At 49.1% G+C, this 20637-nt stretch carries 16 protein-coding genes; 8 read left to right on the top strand and 8 right to left on the bottom strand.

Going from position 1 to position 20637, the window contains the following annotated elements; all coding sequences use genetic code 11:
• Positions 1–142 precede the first annotated feature (142 nt).
• Positions 143–2815 carry a nitrate reductase gene (locus EXY25_RS02415; protein WP_130565596.1) on the bottom strand — a complete coding sequence of 891 codons (2673 nt, stop codon included), beginning with the start codon at positions 2813–2815 and terminating at the stop codon, positions 143–145.
• Between the two features lie 401 nt (positions 2816–3216).
• Here EXY25_RS02415 and cobA point away from each other — a divergent pair, with 401 nt between their 5' ends.
• The 5 genes from cobA to EXY25_RS02390 all read left to right on the top strand — a co-directional run bounded on the left by cobA (position 3217) and on the right by EXY25_RS02390 (position 10425).
• A complete protein-coding gene (gene cobA, locus EXY25_RS02410) occupies positions 3217–4068 on the top strand; it encodes a uroporphyrinogen-III C-methyltransferase (protein WP_342771974.1) in 852 nt (283 codons plus the stop codon).
• A 17-nt stretch (positions 4069–4085) separates the two neighbouring features.
• Complete coding sequence (gene nirB / locus EXY25_RS02405) at positions 4086–6662, top strand: nitrite reductase large subunit NirB (protein WP_130565595.1); 2577 nt, start codon at positions 4086–4088, stop codon at positions 6660–6662.
• Between the two features lie 11 nt (positions 6663–6673).
• The gene (gene nirD / locus EXY25_RS02400; protein ID WP_114336616.1) at positions 6674–7009 is read left to right on the top strand and encodes a nitrite reductase small subunit NirD; all 336 of its coding nucleotides are present in this window, start codon (positions 6674–6676) and stop codon (positions 7007–7009) included.
• A 124-nt stretch (positions 7010–7133) separates the two neighbouring features.
• The gene (locus EXY25_RS02395; protein ID WP_114336617.1) at positions 7134–8600 is read left to right on the top strand and encodes a NarK family nitrate/nitrite MFS transporter; all 1467 of its coding nucleotides are present in this window, start codon (positions 7134–7136) and stop codon (positions 8598–8600) included.
• Positions 8601–8709: 109 nt separating this feature from the next.
• On the top strand, positions 8710–10425 hold the full coding sequence (locus EXY25_RS02390; RefSeq protein WP_165419230.1) for a bifunctional protein-serine/threonine kinase/phosphatase: 1716 nt from the start codon (positions 8710–8712) through the stop codon (positions 10423–10425).
• Here EXY25_RS02390 and EXY25_RS02385 read toward each other — a convergent pair whose 3' ends face one another.
• From EXY25_RS02385 to apbC, 4 genes are all read right to left on the bottom strand, one after another.
• Positions 10426–11277, bottom strand: a complete 852-nt coding sequence (locus EXY25_RS02385) for a precorrin-2 dehydrogenase/sirohydrochlorin ferrochelatase family protein (protein ID WP_130565593.1) — start codon at positions 11275–11277, stop codon at positions 10426–10428.
• Positions 11278–11352: 75 nt separating this feature from the next.
• Entirely contained in the window at positions 11353–12579 is a 1227-nt protein-coding gene (locus EXY25_RS02380; RefSeq protein ID WP_114336620.1) for an alginate export family protein, read from the bottom strand.
• A gap of 266 nt (positions 12580–12845) precedes the next feature.
• Positions 12846–13436, bottom strand: coding sequence for a dCTP deaminase (gene dcd, locus EXY25_RS02375; RefSeq protein WP_114336621.1), 591 nt, complete (start codon positions 13434–13436; stop codon positions 12846–12848).
• A gap of 64 nt (positions 13437–13500) precedes the next feature.
• A complete protein-coding gene (gene apbC, locus EXY25_RS02370) occupies positions 13501–14574 on the bottom strand; it encodes an iron-sulfur cluster carrier protein ApbC (RefSeq protein WP_130565592.1) in 1074 nt (357 codons plus the stop codon).
• 138 nt (positions 14575–14712) lie between these two features.
• Between apbC and metG the strand changes: the two genes are divergently transcribed.
• Entirely contained in the window at positions 14713–16758 is a 2046-nt protein-coding gene (gene metG, locus EXY25_RS02365) for a methionine--tRNA ligase (protein ID WP_130565591.1), read from the top strand.
• Positions 16759–16816: 58 nt separating this feature from the next.
• Here metG and yccX read toward each other — a convergent pair whose 3' ends face one another.
• Positions 16817–17071, bottom strand: a complete 255-nt coding sequence (gene yccX, locus EXY25_RS02360; protein WP_246019478.1) for an acylphosphatase — start codon at positions 17069–17071, stop codon at positions 16817–16819.
• 137 nt (positions 17072–17208) lie between these two features.
• Between yccX and EXY25_RS02355 the strand changes: the two genes are divergently transcribed.
• Positions 17209–18399 carry a class I SAM-dependent methyltransferase gene (locus EXY25_RS02355; protein ID WP_130565589.1) on the top strand — a complete coding sequence of 397 codons (1191 nt, stop codon included), beginning with the start codon at positions 17209–17211 and terminating at the stop codon, positions 18397–18399.
• On the opposite strand, the gene EXY25_RS02350 is transcribed toward EXY25_RS02355, so the two are convergent.
• Positions 18370–19293: a hypothetical protein gene (locus EXY25_RS02350; protein WP_130565588.1), complete on the bottom strand. Its 924-nt coding sequence runs from the start codon at positions 19291–19293 to the stop codon at positions 18370–18372. The genes EXY25_RS02355 and EXY25_RS02350 overlap by 30 nt on opposite strands.
• A gap of 117 nt (positions 19294–19410) precedes the next feature.
• Between EXY25_RS02350 and hutC the strand changes: the two genes are divergently transcribed.
• Positions 19411–20109 carry a histidine utilization transcriptional repressor HutC gene (gene hutC, locus EXY25_RS02345; protein ID WP_114336627.1) on the top strand — a complete coding sequence of 233 codons (699 nt, stop codon included), beginning with the start codon at positions 19411–19413 and terminating at the stop codon, positions 20107–20109.
• Between the two features lie 13 nt (positions 20110–20122).
• On the opposite strand, the gene EXY25_RS02340 is transcribed toward hutC, so the two are convergent.
• Positions 20123–20587 carry a low molecular weight protein-tyrosine-phosphatase gene (locus EXY25_RS02340; RefSeq protein WP_114336628.1) on the bottom strand — a complete coding sequence of 155 codons (465 nt, stop codon included), beginning with the start codon at positions 20585–20587 and terminating at the stop codon, positions 20123–20125.
• Positions 20588–20637 lie beyond the last annotated feature (50 nt).

The raw sequence follows: 20637 nt of genomic DNA, 5'->3' as shown, positions 1-20637 counted from the left end.
TTAGCAGTCGCTTAGGCAGGGCTCAAGCGAGTGTTCGAAAGTTTTACAGTTAGCAACAAAAAGCGGCCATTTTTGCTGAAAATAGCCGCTTTTAACTAAAAATTTGGGATTGGTTGAACCAGTAGTTAAGTGCCCGACCTGCTTACGTCACCTCTTCAAATGCACAATCCTGAATAATCTCTTTCAGCTCTGGTACACAAGAGCCGCACCCTGTACCCGCTGTGGTTTCACGCTGCAGCGCATCAAGATCTGTCGCGCCATTTTTTACTGCGGCACAAAGCGTTTTATAGCCCACCTGCTTACAAGCGCACACAGTGCGTCCTGCTGCCAGTGAGCCTTGTGCTTTACCGCTCATAATACTGCGCATCGCTTCGCTGCCCAGAGGCTTATCTAGCAGCGTGGCTAACCAGTCATAGTCGTCTCGTTGCAGGCGTTTACCAACGATATAGCAGCCCAACAAGCGTCCCTCTTTTAATACGGCGTAGCGATAACTGCCCGTCGCAGTATCAATGAAGCTAAGCTTTTGCTCGCCGATAAAGGGTTGCATGCGCGCTTGCAACAAACCGGCGACGGTATCACTACCTTGCAGGCTGGCCATGCGATAGAGAATGCCCTGCTCGACGCGTTGGTTGACCCAATATTCCGTTTCATGGATGGGAGTGTCATCCGTGGTGAGTAACAAGGCTTCACTTTGACGAAACCAAGGGCTGACTTTTACTGGTGTATGTTTGAATTCTGGTTGGCCGGATGTGGGGTCCACTTCCGGTGACACCAGTGCGCCAACCCGAGCTCTAGATGAGGTAACGCCGGTCCAGTGGATCGGCATAAAAATCTCACCCTGACGCATACGCGCGGATGTTTCTACCCGTACTAATGCGCTGCCGTGGTGACTTTCCACATTGGCGAGGCCTTCCTTTTCCAAGCCAAACTGTTTCGCGGTATCAGGGTGGATCGATATAAATGGCTCTGGCAAGTGGGCGTTCAGCTTAGATGCTAAGCCTGTACGCGTCATGGTATGCCATTGGTCGCGAATACGCCCACTATTCAATACCAGTGGATAGTTGTCGCTGACATCTTGCGCCGGTTGTCGATGCTTAACTGGAATAAGCCGGGCACGGCGGTTTGGCGTGTAGAAATTTCCTTCAGCAAAAAAGCGTTTATGTAGACTGATGTCGCCTTTCGTTATCATCGGCCATTGGAACGGCGTCAGTGCATCAAACTCTTCGTTACTCATATTACTGAAAGCGCTGATATCGAAGTCGCGCGAACCGTCGTTTTCATATCCAGAAAGCTGTGCATGCTCGGCAAATATCTCGCCTTCGTGGGAGAAGTTAAACCCCTGTTTATATCCCATGCGTTTGGCGACTTCACAGATTATCCACCAATCGGCCATGGCTTCACCTGCTGGCGGTACAATAGCGCGCTGCCGCGAAATTCGCCGCTCTGAGTTGGTGACTGTACCTGATTTTTCTGACCAACCGCGCGCCGGTAACAATACATTGGCTAAACGGGTGGTATCTGTATCTGCTATGCAGTCCGATACGACCACAAAATCACACTTCTGTAGCGCAGCCTTTACGCGATCGGCATCGGGCAAGCTGACGACAGGGTTAGTCGCCATGATCCAAACCGCTTTGATCTCGCCTTGTTCCATCTTATTAAACAGATCGACCGCTTTGGCACCTGGCTCAGTGGCCATTGTCGGAGAATCCCAAAACGTCTGCACCCGTGCAATCGCATCGTCAGTAAACTCCATATGGGCAGCCAGCATATTGGCCAGTCCACCCACTTCGCGTCCACCCATCGCATTAGGCTGACCGGTAATAGAAAACGGGCCCATGCCGGGGCGTCCGATACGACCCGTTAACAGATGACAATTGATGATCGCGTTGACTTTATCCACGCCACTGGTGGACTGGTTTACGCCTTGAGAATATACGGTGGTGACTTTCTCTGTAGCAGCAAACAGCGCCATAAATTCGGTCAACTTAGCACTATCGATACCTAACTTTGCCGCGACTTGTTGTAAATCACCCAAATCGCCCTGATCGGCATGGGCAGCGTGCAGTGCTTGCTCGGCCCCTTCGGTATATTTGGAAAGATACTCAGGATCTTGATGATCGTTCGCTGCCAGATAAGCCAGTAATGCATTGAACAGTAAGACATCGCTGCCGGGCTTGATCGGCAAGTGTAGATCGGCGATATCACAGGTATCTGTTACCCGCGGATCGATCACAATGATCTTCATGTTTGGCCGGTCTAACTTGGCCTGCTTTACCCGCTGAAACAGGATGGGGTGACACCAGGCTAAATTCGAACCAACCAGCACAAGTAAGTCTGCCACTTCAAAATCCTGATAACAACCAGGTACGGTGTCAGTACCAAATGCACGCTTATGCCCCGCCACCGCAGATGACATGCAAAGTCGGCTATTGGTATCGATGTTGGCTGAGCCAACGTAGCCTTTCATCAATTTGTTGGCGACGTAGTAGTCTTCGGTGAGCAACTGGCCGGACACATAAAGCGCGACAGAGTCTGGTCCGTGGGCATCTATCGTATCGCGAAACTGGTTCGCTACCGTGTTCAGTGCCTGTTGCCAGTTAATACGCTGACCATCTTGATAGGGGTGCGTTAAGCGCCCGGTGGGTACAACCGTGTCGCCTAGCGCGAGCCCTTTAGAACACAGCTTTCCATAATTCGCTGGGTGGGATTTGTCACCACGGATAGTGACCTTGCCCGATTCATCTGCTTTGGCTTCAACGCCACACCCGACGCCACAGTATGGGCAGGTTGTTTTCACCCAGTCGTTGGTCATGGAATACTCCTAATAAACATCTCTGCGTTGCTTTGGTGCAATACCCTTGCCACACTGCCAAAACATCGTAAAACCCCCGCCGTAACGGCATTTCAGCCTTAGTGCCTTAAATTGACAACTCGTTAAAGCTTCCCCGACTGCACTTTATTGGCGCAAGATAAAAGTGCAACCTAGATCACATTGGGCAAGCAGCTTATCAAAACACTACCTATAGCGAGATAGACCTACTACCCCTACTCATAGAATGGATTTAGACACCACCAATCGAGGCTGGAAAATAAATCAATAAATTACAGCGTGTTAGATAAAAACAACCAATCAAAAACACAGTTGGCCTCAACCTTGCTTTGTACCTAGCTAAATAGCGTTGTTTTTACAACCAGCAGCAAGTTTGAGGGTAAATGATGGGAAATAAGATTATCGCGCTGAACAATGAAACAAGAGCGCTTAAGCAGCAGTCAACTCCATCAAAGTCAGCCTCTTCGCAAGGTAAAGTCTGGTTGGTCGGCTCGGGCCCAGGTGACGCTGAACTGCTAACAGTTAAAGCTCTGCGCATTATTCAACAAGCAGACCTAATTCTCTACGATGCGCTGGTCAGCGATGAAATTAGGGCGTTGTTTCCAGAACAAACCGCAGCGCTGTTTGTCGGCAAATCGAAAAATCATCATAGCATCAGCCAGTCGGCACTAAACGAGTTGTTAGTCACTAAGGCGGCTGAAGGATTTAACATTTGCCGTCTTAAAGGAGGCGACCCGTTTATATTTGGTCGTGGCGGTGAAGAAGCCTTAAGCCTGCGTAAAATTGGCGTTGATGTAGAGATCGTGCCAGGTATCACTGCGGCATCGGGCTGCACCAGCTACGCAGGTATCCCACTCACTCACCGCGGTATGGCACAAGCTTGTACCTTTATTACCGCCCACGGTGAAACCGGACTTAACCTTGATTGGCATGCCCTTGCCCGCCCGGCACAAACGCTAGTTATCTATATGGGGCTGAGCAAACTTCCTGATATTCGCCGTGAACTGTCTCATCACGGTATGCCAACCAACACGCCGGCCGCTTTGATTTCCAATGGCTGCCGTCCAGAACAACAAACCGTTATAGGCACATTAGAAACGTTGCCCGAATTGGCAAAGCAACACCAGTTGCCATCTCCAACATTGGTCGTTATTGGCGAGGTAGTTACGTTAGCCCCTGCCCTTAACTGGTTTAACACTTTAATCGAATCAGAACAGCACGAGCTGTCAGCATAATTTAGAGGGATCCCACTATGACAAATAAAACGAAAGTCATTGTTGTCGGTAATGGCATGGTTGGTCATAAGTTCATTGATGAACTTAGCAGCCACCAAGCCGCTGATAGTTATGAAATAACCACTTTTGCAGAAGAGCCTCGTTTGGCTTATGACCGTGTCCAGTTGTCGAGCTATTTTACTGGCGCAACGGTTGATGATCTGATGATGACCAGCGAGGCTTATTACGATGAGCGTCAGGTACGTTATCTGGTGAATCAGCAAGTTGTCTCTATCGATAAAGAAGCCAAAACTATCACCACGGACAAAGGCATCGTAGAAAGTTACGACAAGCTGATCCTGGCAACCGGCTCTTTCCCGTTTGTGCCACCAGTACCTGGGCATGAACAAGAACACTGCTTGGTTTACCGCACAATTGAAGATTTAGAAGCAATCACCGCATCCGCCGAAGGCAGCAAAGTCGGTGTTGTTGTGGGTGGTGGTCTATTGGGCCTGGAATGCGCCAACGCGGTTAAGAACCTTGGCTTACAAACCCATGTTGTCGAATTTGCACCACGCCTGATGGCAGTGCAGTTAGATGAAGGTGGCGGTAAGTTACTGCGCCGCAAGATTGAAGATATCGGCGTGACTGTTCATACCGAAAAGAACACCACTGAAATCGTTGCTGGCGAAACCTGCCGTTATCGCATGAACTTTGCTGACGGTAGCTTCCTGGAAACCGATATGATCGTTTTCTCGGCAGGTATCCGTCCACGGGATAACCTGGCACGTGAGTTTGATATTGAAGTAGGCCCACGTGGCGGCATTGTGGTTGATGACAAATGTCAGACCAGCGCTGAAGATATCTACGCCGTGGGTGAATGTGCCCTCTGGGACGGTCGTATTTTCGGTTTGGTTGCGCCGGGTTACCAGATGGCCAAAGCCGCCGTTGACCAGATCACCGGTGGTGACCTTGAGTTTAAGGGCGCAGACATGAGCACCAAGCTCAAGCTGCTTGGTATTGACGTTGCCAGCATCGGTGACGCCCACGCCAATACAGAAGGCGCCCAGTGTTACACCTTCTGTGATGAATACACGCAGGTTTACAAAAAGTTGGTTGTTTCTAGCGACAACAAAAAGCTTTTAGGCGCTGTTCTGGTGGGTGATGCTGACGCATACGGTTCACTGTTGCAGCTTCACCTAAATGATATGGATCTGCCTGAGTCACCAGAAGTTTTCATTTTACCTGCAATCGACGGCGAAGAAGCTAGCGCCGGACTTGGCGTAGATGCTCTGCCTGACAGCGCTCAGATCTGTTCTTGCCATGACGTCACCAAGGGCGACCTGATGGCGGCGGTACAAGCCGGCGCGACAGATATAGGTGCCATCAAGGGCGCGACTAAAGCGGCTACCGGTTGTGGTGGTTGCCTGGCCTTAGTGGGTCAGGTGATGAATGCCGAACTACTGAAGCTAGGTGTCGAAGTTAACGACAATATCTGTGAGCACTTTGACCATAGTCGCCAAGAGTTAGCCGACATTGTTCGAGTTAAACAGATAGGAACCTTTGGTGAGTTGTTGGCCGAACATGGCCGTGGTGATGGTTGTGAAATTTGTAAGCCCGCCGTTGGTTCTATCTTGGCTTCTTACAACAACGAATATGTACTGAAAGACGAACATATATCGCTGCAGGACACTAACGACATCTTCCTTGGCAACATGCAAAAAGATGGCACCTACTCTGTTGTTCCCCGTGTTCCTGGCGGCGAGATCACCCCTGAACAGCTTATTGCGATTGGTGAAGTAGCGAAAGAATATGACCTCTACACCAAGATCACTGGTGGCCAGCGCGTCGACTTGTTCGGTGCTCAGCTCCATGAGCTGCCACCTATCTGGGCCAAGCTCATCGACGCTGGTTTAGAAACAGGTCACGCCTACGGTAAATCACTGCGTACTGTTAAGAGTTGTGTGGGTAGCACTTGGTGTCGTTATGGTGTTGATGACAGCGTCGGTTTGGCTATCGAAGCAGAGAACCGTTACAAAGGCCTCCGCGCGCCACACAAAATCAAGTTTGCCGTATCTGGTTGTACCCGCGAATGTGCCGAAGCACAAAGCAAAGATGTCGGTATTATCGCCACTGAAAACGGTTGGAATTTGTATCTGTGTGGTAACGGTGGCATGCGCCCTCGTCATGGCGATCTGTTTGCTAGCGACCTCGACAAAGAAACGCTGATTAAGTACATCGACCGCTTCCTGATGTTCTACATCCGTACCGCTGATCGCTTACAACGTACTTCGGTTTGGATGGAGAACCTTGAAGGTGGTTTGGACTATCTACGCAAAGTCGTGATCGAAGACAGCCTGAATATCGCCGACGAGCTGGAAGCAGAGATGGCGAAGGTGGTTGCGACATATCAATGTGAGTGGAAGACCACCATCAATGATAAAGAGAAGCTGAAGCGCTTTAGTCACTTCATCAATGCGGATGTGGGTGATGACAAACTGAGTTACGTCACCGAGCGTGGTCAGCGACGCCCAGCCACAGAAGCCGAAAAAGCCGCTGCAGCCGCAGGCACAGCACAAACCGAAGACCTCAACGTCGTTGAGTTAGTGGATTAAGGAGCAGGATCATGAGTAACGAAACTTGGATAGATATTTGTGACGCTGGTGATATCCACGCAGGCGTTGGTGTGTGTGCCTTACATCAAGGTGAACAAGTAGCGATTTTCCGCTCAGGTTGCGGTCAACAACTGTTCGCGATTGGTAACTATGACCCATTCGGCAAAGCCAATGTGCTTTCCCGCGGTATTACCGGGTCATTGCAAGGCGAGCCGGTGGTCGCGTCCCCCCTTTATAAGCAACATTTTTCACTGCGTGATGGCAGCTGTATCGAAGATGCAAGTGTTGCCATTCCTACTTACCCAGTTCGCGAACTGGAAGGCCGAGTTCAGCTGCAATCCCTCTGAGCATTTGGCAGGCGGATTTCCGCCTGCCGTTTTTTTTAGTTCAGGCGGCAGAGCGAAGCTACGCTCTGGCAGCAAAATAAGTATTAATTATAAAACGTGCCGTTAAAGGCACCAGGAGTTTGTAATGACTGGAGAAAAGTTCAACCTGATTTCCTTTACCGGAAAAATGAAGGTTCTACATGCCAGCTGGATCGCGTTCTTTATTACGTTTTTAGTTTGGTTTAACCACGCACCGCTGATGCAAGCGATTGCTGGTACATTAGGGTTATCGTCGCAGGAAATAAAAACCCTGTTAATTCTAAACGTGGCCTTAACGATCCCTGCGCGGGTCATCATTGGTGCCCTAACCGACCGCTTCGGCCCCCGTCTGGTTTATTCGGTGCTTTTAGCTGTCAGCTCTATCCCCTGTTTTATGTTTGCCTTTGCAGATACCTTCTTACAAGCTGCCATTGCCCGTTTTGCATTAGGTTTTGTGGGTGCTGGATTCGTTATCGGTATCCGTATGGTGTCGGAATGGTTCCCTGCCAATGAACTAGGTACCGCTGAAGGTATCTATGGTGGCTGGGGTAACTTTGGCTCAGCCGCGGCCGCTATTTCATTACCGACCGTTGCCCTGCTGTTCGGCGGTGACGAAGGCTGGCGTTATGCGATTGCATCCACCGGTGCAATCTGTCTTTTCTACAGTGTTATCTACTACCGTACAGTCCGCAACACACCTGAAGGTTCTACTTACTTTAAGCCAAAGCAAGTCGGCGGTATGGAAGTGACCAGCAAGGGTGATTTGATCTTCCTGCTGATCATGAAAGTGCCAATGTATGCAGCGTTAGCCTTGCTGACCTGGAAGTTGTCACCGAGCAATATTGATATGTTAAGCAGCACCGTGTCATACGGTATGTATATCGGCCTGGTGTTCTTGTACATCTTTGACTCTTACAAAGTGATACAGGTAAACAAGAACCTGTTCAAAGAGCCAGTACCAGAGATTCATCAGTACAAGTTTAAGCAGGTCGCTGTATTGAATATCCTTTACTTCGCGACGTTCGGATCTGAACTGGCTGTGGTATCTATGCTGCCGCTGTTCTTCAGTGAAGTGTTCGCATTGGATATGGTTTACGCAGGTCTGTTGGCTTCTGCCTATGCATTCATGAACCTGATGTCACGTCCTGGTGGCGGTTGGATATCTGACCGTTGTGGCCGTAAGAAGACTCTGCTTATCTTGACTGCCGGTTTAGCGGTTGGCTATCTGTGTATGGGTCTTGTTGATGGTACTTGGCCGCTTTGGTTAGCCGTTGCTGCAGCGATGGCATGTTCATTCTTCGTGCAAGCCGGTGAAGGCGCAGTATTTGCCGCCGTACCATTGATTAAGCGTCGTTTGACTGGACAAATAGCCGGCATGACAGGTGCTTATGGTAACGTGGGTGCGGTAACCTATCTGACTGTATTGTCGTTTGTTGACTATCAGACCTTCTTCTTTGTTATCGCCGGTACAGCCGTTGTTGGCTTTATCACGCTGTTATTTATGGAAGAGCCGAAAGGTCAGATGGCAGAAGTAAATGAAGATGGCACGGTTGAACTAATCACGGTAAGTTAGCCTTGATTGCGCGCAACTAGCTAGCTTGAAATGGGAGGTTATGCCTCCCATTTTTCTATGTTTTTACTGTGTGTTTTTTATTAATTTAAAGCCCTGCAGGAAGCCATTGATGTCGGTTTTGAGTGTTCGCTTTGCCAGCCATAGTAGTGCTGGTGTTAAACAAAAAAATGATGACGCCTTGGCGGTGAAAGTTGCTCACGGTGGCGAACTCGTACACAAAGGGATCACGGCAGTGATCGCTGATGGTGCCAGCTGTTGTAGCAGCGCCGAAATAGCCAGCCGCACGGCGGTGACAGACTTTATTAATAACTACTACAGTACGCCAGATAGTTGGACGGTTGAAAAATCAGCCACCCGCGTTTTGAGCGCGTTGAACAACTGGTTATTCGCTCAGGGCCACCGTGCACTGAACACCGAAGACAGCTTGGTAACGACATTAAGCGCGGCAATTATTAAGGGGCAAACCGCTTATCTTTTCCATGTCGGCGACAGTCGGATCTATCTCTATCGCGACAATGAACTGGCGTTACTAACCCAGGATCATTGCCATTATCAGCGAGCCAATAAGCTTTATCTGACACGCGCCTTAGGTATAGATAACAAGCTCCAGATCGACTTTAAATCTGTGCCGCTGCAAGTAGGTGATCAACTGCTGTTCACTACGGATGGGATCCATGACGCGATCAGCCCGCAACAACTGACAGAACTGATGGCTTCGCAACAGGAGCTACAGGATAAATCAGATGCAATCGCTGCGTTCGCTGCTGATTCTCATAGTGACGATAACCTGACCTGCCTTCTTGTCGAGGTTGAGTCGCTGCCCTTGCAGACGATGACCGAAGCCCAGTCGGTACTTACCTCAAAAGTGATCCCGCCGGTGATGGCTGTCGGTAATGAGATTGACGGCTACAAGATCGTGAAAGTGCTGCATAGCAACACGCGCAGCCATGTCTATCTTGTGGAGTCATCAGATGAGACCCAATGGGTACTAAAAGCACCATCAGAAAACTTTTCCGATGATCCGCAATATCTCGAAGGTTTTGTGCGCGAAGCCTGGGTCGGTGAACAGATAGATCACGATAACGTGATGCGCTGTCAGCCCGCGGATTCAGAAAGCCCGTTTCGCTACCATCTTTGCGAATACATAGATGGTATTACGCTTCGCCAATGGATGTACGACCACCCCACACCGGATATGGCGCTGATCCGCCCAATATTGAAACAGGTCATTAGCGGCATTCGAGCCTTGCAAAGGCACCAAATGGTGCATCGTGATCTTAAACCAGAAAACATCATGATCCGAAACGATGGAACGGTGAAACTTGTCGACTTTGGGACGGTACAGGTGGCGGGCTTAGATGAGATTGAGCGCTTTAATTTAGAAACCTGCCCAGTCGGCTCTGTTGACTATATTGCCCCTGAATACTTAATGGGACATAAAGGTACCTTTCAATCCGATCTGTTTAGCCTTGGCGTGATCGTTTACGAAATGCTTTGTGGTGAGCGTCCGTTCTCTTTGAAAGATCCAAAGCTTAACCCCCCAACCAGCCTTAATGTCTGGCAATATACGCCGCTAGCACACCGAAAAACCAAACGACCGCTGTGGATCGATTTAGCCATTAAGAAAGCGTGCTCTCCGAACCCTAAAAACAGGCAGCATGCGTTATCTGAATTTCTTCACGATATCTCGCAACCAAATGATGAACTGATTGAAAAATTTGAACGGGCACCGCTCATTGAGCGCAGCCCCCTCACCTTTTGGCAAGTGGTTGCAGGCCTATTGTTACTGATTAACTTGGTGCAGCTTTACTGGTTTAACCGTTAGTTAGTTCGTGACGATCGCAATCACCGACGCATATGGTGCGGGTGCTATCTGCGCGTAGGCCTCGGGGCGCACCCGCCGGCAGTCCTGGCGGATAAAAGTCTCTATCCGTCTTTCATCTTGTTCGCTGACGATAACCAGATCTGCTTGATGAAGCTTTTTCACCATACCAAAAGAGAGATCATCAAGATCATCCGGTAGTACACAAGTTAATGGAACCGCAGCGCTAGCCTGCTCAGAGGCCTCACTTAGATGCTGATCGTATAGTTTTGCATAGTCTGTGTTATCCGGATTTAACGCTTTATTGAAGAAGCCCTCCCAGAATCGCCGCCGATGACTGACCGTAGTGAAGGTGCGCTTTATGTCGGCGCGTTTTGCCGCAGAAACCGCTATCAGTTGTTTCAGATGGCGCGGCAAAATTGCGCGGATGCGGAATTTTAACAGCCGAGTTAGTACGGGTGCAGCGCCCCCTGTTGCAATGGCGATCTGGCATTGCCCGTCATTGATAAGCGAAGGGCAAATAAAACTGCCCGTATTTGCATCGTTCGCGACATTACAAAAGATCCCGTCAGCTTCCGCCTGCTGTGCGATCGCCGTATTCAGTTCTGCACTGTTTGTTGCTGCGATAACTAACCATTGCTCTGCAAGCAGCTCTGCAGAATAAGAACGACATAGCCATTTGAGGTCATGCTTTTCCACCAACATGGTCGCTTCGTCAACCAGCTGCGGCGCCACGAGCGTCACCTTTGCTCCGGCTTCAATCAATGGCGAAAGTCGACGGCAACCAACCGCACCGCCACCTACAACGAGTACGTTCCGATCTTTCAGAGTTAAATATGCGGGATAGAAAAGCAAAAGAGCTCCTTAACGCTGCCGGCAAGCCTTGACGTTAAGGAGCTCTCTACCTAATGGCAAGAACTATTCACCAAATTAGAAAGTTGAGGTGAGTTGTAGCCAAAACTTGTCGGTGTCGGTTGCATGGTCATCGGCATCGTAGGAAGCGTACTTACCGAGAATGCCAAAGTGTTTGTTGATCTTATAAGAAGCAACCAGATCAATCTCTGTACCGTAGTCTGTGCTGCCCTCATCCGATTCAAAATTGTGATAGAAGGCGGCTAACTTAACACCCGCTACTGAGCCTGCGACTTTTACATAGGTATCGACAACACCATCACCTGGTGTAACGAGGAACTTGTCGGCAAAACCCTGGAATTTATGCAGCGTGGCCAACGGTGTTTTAAAGCTAACGCCATCGTCTGATCCCAGAACTTCGTAGCCAGCACTGACAGAAACAGGCTTGAACTTCACACTACCTTCAACCAAATAGTAATCTGCATCATAGCTGGCTGGGTTATCACCGGCGTCAGACTGCATCGCATAAGACGCTTTTAGTCCAAGCTTGGTCGTCTCGCTCAGCGCATAACCGCCGTTATAAACAAAACCAACGGTGTTGCTCGATAAACCATCGTTGTTATCGAAGTCGAGATAGTAGTCAAACGCCGTCACCTTACCAAATTTACCGGCATCATAAGTGAGGTTAAGCGCACCGATATTACCGTGCAGATCTGAGTCAGCACCATCTGGACCAAAGATGCGGTTCACGTTCCAGATATATGATGCGTCAACAGAGAGTGCCTCGGAAAATGCGTATTCGACACGGCCACCATCATAAGTCTGCTCGTTTTGGCGCCAGCCAACACCGCCGACAAAACGTTGGTCACCGAGATTAATGCGCTGACGACCGAGCGTAGCAGTGGTATTTTCAAAGCCAACGTACTTTAAAAACGCTTGGTTCAGATCAGTGCCTTTCGGATCGGCAACCACTGGGTATTCAGTCTTTCCGTTCTCGGTACTGTTGTAGTTATCGTTACCCACAACCAATACATGGTCCGCTTCTACACCGGCAATGAAACCACTGATAGGTGCTGACGTATAGGTAATGCGCGACTTCAATGTACTCGCGTTGGCTTCTTTGTCCTTACCGTCTTGGTCCACATATTCATAACGGTAGCGCATGCTTAGTTTGGTGCTACCTTCTTTAATACCGGTGGCTATATCGTCAAGTAACTCTGCTTGAACAGGTGCAGTGGCTAGGCCGATAGCCAAGGCGATCGGGCTAAGCTTGATAGCATTTTTCAGTGTATTAGATGTATGCATTAGTAGAACTCCCTTAAACATTATGTGACGCGATTAGATAAAGATATTGGTCGCGTGCAATCCCGAATCGCGGCTTATGAACCGTCTGTTATGTTTTGGTTACGGGTATGTAAAGGCAGGTTCCATGCCAACACTGTTGATTTAGATCAATATGTGACAGTTAGGTGACAAAAATATCTCTAAGGGGGTATGAAAATGACGAGGATACAAAAAAGCCGACTGACGTCGGCTCATTCAACGCCCCATTCTGGGGGCTTATTTAGTGCTTATAATGACTCATCTTCACTAATTCGGGACGCCACTGCACTTTGTTGATCCTTGTATTTAGCGTCAGTGCGTTTGTTATAAGGGCGTGCAGCCGGCGCGGTGAGCGTTTCGAAGTTTAGTGCTCCGATCTTCATTTTGGGGCGCAATGCTAATGGCAACTTACCACTGTTATAGAACTCCAACACGATGCGTCCAGACCAACCCGGATCAATACGGTGGGCCGTCACGTGCACCATGAGTCCCAACCGAGCCAACGAAGAACGACCATCTAACCAACCGACAATATCGGCGGGCAGTGTCACGGACTCATGGGTCACGGCTAATGCCAACTCACCTGGGTGCAGAAAAAACGCATCGCCATCGGCAATGACAATCTCTTCGCTCATCACCCGTTGCATTGCCGCCTGAACCTCTTCTCTGGGGCCACTCAAATCAATGTAAGGGGCGGTGTGATCATTGAACGTACGGAAGGTGTTACCCAAGGTGACATCGACACTGACCCCGCTAATCAGTTCGCTCGATGGCCGTGGATCAATGATTATGCGCTCTTCGTCTAAATAACGTTCAATATCAGTATCACAAAGTCTCATGCTGTTCCCCTATAGATCGGCGCGCTCATTAAAACGCTGACGCCTATTTTTCGCAACCTTTTGCTTATTGTATTTCGATAATAGGTACGTTATCGGTTGCGGCCTGATGCCGAGACCAAACAAACGCACCAACTTTTCTCGCCAATTCTATGTAAAGCTGGCTCACAGGCTTACTTGGATCGGCAGCGACTGAAGGGTTACCAGAGTCGGCATCACTACGGATCGAGGGTTCCAGCGGTAAACGCGCCAACAGCGGGACGCCCGTCTCTTTAGCTAACAGATCGCCCCCTTCTTTACCAAAGATGTGATTAATGTGGCCGCACTGTTCGCAAGAATAAAAGCTCATATTCTCTACCACGCCGCAAACGGGGATATTGACCTGATTGAACATATCCACACCACGCCTGGCATCAGAGAGCGCAAGATTTTGCGGCGTCGTGATCACGAGGGCGGCACTGACTGGTACTTTCTGCGCCAAGGTGAGCTGAATATCGCCGGTGCCCGGTGGCATATCGATGACCAGATAGTCCAGCTCAGGCCATTGGGTGTCATTTATCAGTTGTTGTAACGCACCCGAAGCCATTGGCCCGCGCCAAACAGCAGCTTTATCGCTGTCGATAATAAAGCCCAACGAGTTACAGACAATACCATGAGCCGCAACGGGAGCCATCACTTTGCCGTCGGGTGACGCGGGCGTTGCACCTTCTACACCTAGCATAATAGGTACAGAGGGCCCGTAGATATCTGCATCTAGTAGGCCAACAGCAGCACCGTCATGGGCTAGCGCTAACGCTAAGTTGGCAGCCGTGGCTGACTTGCCCACGCCGCCTTTGCCGCTCGCCACAGCAATAATGCTTTTCACTTTACTGAGGTTTTCTCGAGATTCATCTACTAGGTAATCCGGCACTCGGGTTAAAATAGTTATTGCTATATCACCCAAACCATACTGCGCAACTAAGCGCTCAACCTGCCCCGTTAATTGGTCTTTGAATTCTTGATTAAAACTGCCAACAGTGATGGTAACTGCATTATTGTTTAGCTCTACCTCTGCGGACAACTGGCTCAACGTGCGTCCTGTCAGCGGCTCTACTAATTCACCAACAGCGACTAAAAAGGCGGATCTATTATCGATTGTCATGGGTAATTCTTATCGTTCTGCGGGCTCAGAAGTGTATCACGTCAATTGTTTAGGCCGAAGCGGGTGCAAGCTGGCGCTGCTTCTAGTAAAATCCGCTTCCTTATAAAAGTGCAACGAATTCAGGATTTGGACGACACCATGTCGCGAAACATTTTGGTTACCAGCGCCCTGCCTTATGCAAATGGGCCGATCCATCTAGGCCACTTGCTCGAGTATATTCAAACGGATATCTGGGTACGCTTTCAAAAACTCCGTGGTCACGCTTGTCACTATGTGTGTGCCGATGACGCGCATGGCACGCCGATCATGCTTAAAGCGCAGCAATTGGGTATATCGCCTGAAGAGATGATTGCGCAAACAGCGATTGAGCATCAGCAAGACTTTGCCGATTTTCAGATCAGCTTTGACAACTATCATTCTACTCACAGTGATGAAAACAAAGCGCTGGCGGAGATGATTTACACCAGATTAAATGACTCTGGCTATATCAAGACCCGTACCATCAGTCAGCTATTCGACCCTGAAAAAGAGATGTTTCTGCCTGATCGCTTTGTTAAGGGCACCTGCCCGCGCTGCGACGCTGAAGATCAGAACGGCGATAACTGTGACAACTGTGGTGCCACTTATAGCCCAACAGATCTGAAACACCCTAAATCTGTCGTCTCAGGTGCTACCCCTATCCTCAAAGATTCAGAGCATTTCTTCTTCGATTTGCCACAATTTAAAGAGATGCTTGGTGAATGGCTCAATAGCGGTGCCCTGCAAGAAGAGAATGCCAATAAACTGAAAGAGTGGTTTGAAGGCGATCTCAAGCAGTGGGATATCAGCCGAGATGCCCCCTACTTCGGTTTCGAGATTCCTAACGCACCGGGTAAATATTTTTATGTCTGGTTAGATGCGCCTATCGGCTACCTCGCCAGCTTTAAAAATCTGTGTGATAAGCGTGACGACCTGAACTTTGATGATTTCTGGGCACCCGGCTCCGATGCCGAAGTTCATCATTTCATCGGTAAAGACATCACCTACTTCCATTGTCTGTTCTGGCCTGCGATGTTACACGGCGCAGATCTACGCCAACCGACAGCGGTACACGCTCACGGTTATGTGACGGTCAATGGTGCGAAGATGTCCAAGAGTCGGGGTACGTTTATCAAGGCGCGCTCTTACCTTGATCACTTAAATCCTGAATATTTGCGCTACTTCTATGCGGCAAAGCTCAGCAGCAAAATCGATGATCTGGACCTGAATCTTGAAGACTTTGCCCAACGGGTAAATTCAGACTTGGTCGGCAAGGTGGTTAATATTGCCAGCCGTACTGCAGGGTTCATCAGTAAACGCTTCGACGGCACCTTATCAACCACTATCGCTGACCAAGCGTTACTTGATGAGTTCGTAAACGGGTCTGAGACCATCGCTGAGCATTATGAAGCTCGAGAGTTTGGCAAAGCGATGCGCGACATTATGGCATTGGCGGACAAGGCTAATGCCTATATTGCCGAGCAAGCACCATGGAAACTGGTGAAGACCGAAGGCCAAGAGCAACATGCCCATGACGTCTGTTCACTGGCGATCCACCTGTTCAGGATCTTGATGGTCTACCTTAAGCCTGTGTTACCTGCGATGGCTGCTGAAGTCGAACTGTTCCTAAATGATAGCTTAACTTGGGACAGCACAACTAAGGTGCTTACGGGCGCCAAAATCAATAAATTCAAACCGCTAATGCAGCGGGTAGAGATGGATAAAGTAACCGCGATGGTTGATGCGTCAAAAGAGAATTTGCAAACAGCAAACGTGGCCGAACCAGCTACTGAAACACCAGAGCAGGCTGAATCAGAACTGGCAAAAGATCCACTGGCTGATGAGATACAGTTTGACGATTTTGCCAAAGTTGACCTACGCGTGGCACTTATCGCCAAGGCTGAAGAGGTTCCAGAAGCGAAGAAGCTACTCAAGTTGACCTTAGACCTAGGCGGCGAAACCCGTCAGGTATTTGCGGGTATCAAGAGCGCCTATACGCCTGAGGATCTTGAAGGCAAGCTAACGGTGATGGTGGCGAATCTGGCACCACGTAAAATGCGCTTTGGTGTATCGGAAGGTATGGTGGCGGCCGCCGGCCCTGGGGGTAAAGAGATCTATATCTTAAGCCCTGACAGTGGCGCCAAGCCTGGCATGCGTATCATGTAATATAGAAAGCCCGGATAGCTTAGTTATCCGGGTTCTTTTTTGCGTGACGCATTTTCTTCTATAAGGTGCGAAACTCGCTAACATTAGCGCACGGTACTTGGTCTATTTGTAAAGACTCCACAGTCGCTGTTCGCGGCCCAGTTTCTAACCACATCAACATGGCACTAATTGCACTCAATTCGCCTTCGATTAATACTTCCACCCGACCATCCACCAGGTTTTTGGCATAGCCCGACAGTCCGCGCTTTAGCGCTTCCTGCTGAGTATAGTAACGAAAGCCAACACCTTGAACATAGCCCTCGACAAGACACAACCTCGCCTCTCGCATCGTTATTTTCGCCTCTTTTTCGTTTCCTGAAGTTTAGCTTGCGTTGAGTTAAGTCATGATTCTGCTATCCCTGCTACGCTTTAGCCCTTACAATCCCGCCTCTTTTATCTTGGAATAGAACAATGACAGCCTCAATTACATTAGCCAAAGGCCGTGAAAAATCATTACTCAGACGCCATCCCTGGGTCTTTTCTGGCGCCGTTAGTAAAGTTAAAGGCAAACCGCAATTGGGTGATACGGTCAATATATACGCAACCGACGGCAGTTGGGTAGCCAGAGGCGCCTATTCCGCAGAGTCTCAAATACGTGCCCGTATCTGGACTTTTGACGAGTCAGAAGAAGTAGATGAAGCATTTTTCCTTCGTCGTATTGCGGCGGCGAATGCCCGTAAACTTAAAGTGTTGGCGGATAACCTTCCGACGGCCTATCGCGTTGTTGCTGCAGAGTCTGATGGCTTACCGGGGATCACTATCGATAAGTATGCCGATACGGTGGTGTGTCAGCTACTCTCAGCCGGTGGCGAACGTTGGCGCGGCGCTATCGTAGCGGCACTGCAACATGTCTTCCCGGAGCATTCAGTCTATGAACGCTCAGACGTAGATGTTCGCAAGAAAGAAGGCTTATTACCGGTTACCAACCTGTTGCATGGTGAGATGCCTTCCACTGAAGCCGTTATTGAAGAAAATGGCTTAAAGCTGCTAGTCGATATTCAGCAAGGACATAAAACAGGCTATTACCTGGACCAAAGAGATAATCGTCTGGTCAGTGCTGATTACGCAAAAGATAAAACTGTACTCAACTGCTTTAGTTATACCGGCGGTTTTGGTACCTATGCTCTGAAAGCTGGCGCTGCTCATGTGGTCAACGTCGACATGTCACAACCCGCACTCGATATTGCCAAGCAAAATGTTGAGCTGAATGGGTTGGATCTCAGCAAGGCTGAGTTTATTCGTGAAGATGTGTTTAAGTTGCTGCGTCGTTATCGGGCAGAAGGAAAGCAGTTCGATACGATCATTCTTGATCCACCAAAGTTCGTCGACAGTAAGCAACAGTTAACTCGTGCTTGCCGTGGCTACAAAGATATCAATATGATTGCAATGCAATTGCTTAAGCCCGGTGGGATCTTGCTTACTTTTTCCTGCTCAGGCCTGATGCCAACGGACCTGTTCCAAAAGGTTGTCGCAGACGCGGCACTAGACGCAGGTCGCGAAGCGTGGTTTTTGAAGTGGCTTCACCAAAGTCAAGATCACCCAGTGTTAAGCAGCTACCCTGAAGGGCTCTATCTAAAGGGTTTGGTAGTTCAAGTTGATTGAGCTTCTAGCTTCATGTGACTGATAGAAGCGGAGAATAAGCTCCGCTATCATACTTGCGCACTGCCTATCACTGAGCTTTGCTGGCGGTGCCAAGTGTAAATATCGACTTTTGAGGCGATTACAACTGCGGGACAAAAACACCTTAGCGTGTGCCATAGAGATCGGCAGTTGCCTCGTTCCGTTCTCTTCCACCGCTATCCGCGCCAAATCAATAGTCATCATCGAAGGCAGTTTTGAGTCAGCAAGATAGTCCGCATGAGTAATAACCGCTTTCGACCATGACACATCATCAGCACTATATAGTGTATTCAGATCGCTAAAGCAGGCTCTTTCTAACGCTGCAAATAGCGGCTTTACAACCGTCCCCGCCATTGCCGATAAACGGCCCACTTCACCCTCTTCGTATTGCATAACAGCAGCTTGCAATAATTCAGGCTGCGGCAGTTCGACGTTATCAGCTTGAAGAAACAAGCTGGCGAGGGGCGCGCCAGTATAAGCGCCGATCCCTTCGGTCATGCCTATCAGCGTTTCTGGGCCACCACCGATGAGTACAACTTTAAGGTTGCACATGGCAGCCATGTGAACAACGCGACTGACATCAGCTTGGTCCACTTCCAACCCGGCACAGATCTTATTCTCAGGGTGGCTATTCAGCAGCTTAATGGCAAGCGCTTCGAGCACAAGCGTAGATAACTTTCTCGTTGGCGCCGTTCGCACAAAGATTAAGACATACTCCGAGCCGTCACGGTTCAAACCCAGCATACTGTCGATCAGATGATTATCGGCAGCCGCAGTGTCTTCAGGCAGTTGACTAAATGCTTCCAGCATCGCAGTTTGAGTACTCTCTTCTGTGGCCATAAAAGCGCTCGATAATAAACGTACACTCTTCATCACTGGTGACTCTCCTGAACGCCGGCTAAGCAGTGCAATATCCGCTGTATATACAACTGTATTCTTTGCTATATTGATAGCTCTAAGGGTATGACACACTATAAGGGAGTTGGAGCTTACATGCCTAAATTTTTAGATATCCAACAATCAATTAGAGATGCGATCAGGGAAGGAACACTCAAACCTAATCAACAAACGCCTTCCGAAAATCAGCTAGCTTCCACGTTCAGCGTTAGCCGTATGACGGCAAGACGGGCATTACAAGAATTGGTGGCAAAAAATGTTCTCTTTTCAGTTAAGGGGCGTGGCACTTTTGTCAGTGATCCTCGTGGCCAATCACCGATTTTTGAATTCAAGAATATTGCCGATGAGATCCGTGAACGTGGAAGCCACTATAAGAGCCGAGTTCTTTTGCTGACATCGCGCCCCGCCGATCGCGAAACAGCGTTTGCGCTCGGTACAGCGGAAGGCAACGAGGTGTTTTTCAGCATGATAGTACACCTGCAAGATGGCATTGCAGTGCAATTGGAGCAGCGTGCGGTCAACCCCGATTTCGCGCCGCAATATCTTGCTCAAGACTTCAATCATACGACCCCCCACGACTATCTCTGTGGTGTGGCGCCACTGACGGAGGCCAGCCATCAAATAGAAGCAATTCTACCAACATCAAGTATGTGCGAATGGCTTAAGATTGATGCAGCACAACCCTGTATACAGGTAACCAGGCAGACGCTGAGTGACAAGAGTGCGGTAAGTTTTGCCCGGTTAATCTATCCCGGGCATAGATATAGATTAGGTAATGAACTGGTGTCTGGGTAAGGAAACGATGGCGCTACTTGAAGCTTCGGATTAAACCATCACAAGCATCTTCAAGTAGATTCAGTACCACTTCAAAACCTTTTGCTCCGCCGTAGTACGGGTCGGGTACTTCTGACAATGAGGAGGTTCCGTAGCTGAGCATGAGTTTTATCTTCTCGCGGTATTCCGGCGGACAGATCTCGGCTAGGTCATCCATATTTTGGTTATCCATCACCAATATTAAGTCAAACTCTTGGAAATCACTTGCTACGATTTTTCGTGCTTTGAGACCTGTAAAAAAGTAGCCGCGCAACTCCCCTGCCGCTTGCGCACGGGGATCGGGTGAAGTGCCTTGATGGTAGCCAATAGTACCGGCGGAATCCGACTTTATATTAAAACCAGCCTCTTCGGCTTTTACTTTAAAGACGGCTTCAGCTGTTGGCGAACGACAGATGTTCCCCATACATACAAACAGAACCGATTGCACTTTGCTTACCATTACTTACCGTTCACTCGTTTCGCACTAACAATGCAGCAGATAGTAACAGA

Source organism: Corallincola spongiicola (assembly GCF_004284785.1).
GTDB classification, from domain to species: domain Bacteria; phylum Pseudomonadota; class Gammaproteobacteria; order Enterobacterales; family Neiellaceae; genus Corallincola; species Corallincola holothuriorum.
This window is presented reverse-complemented; position numbering and strand designations above follow the sequence as displayed.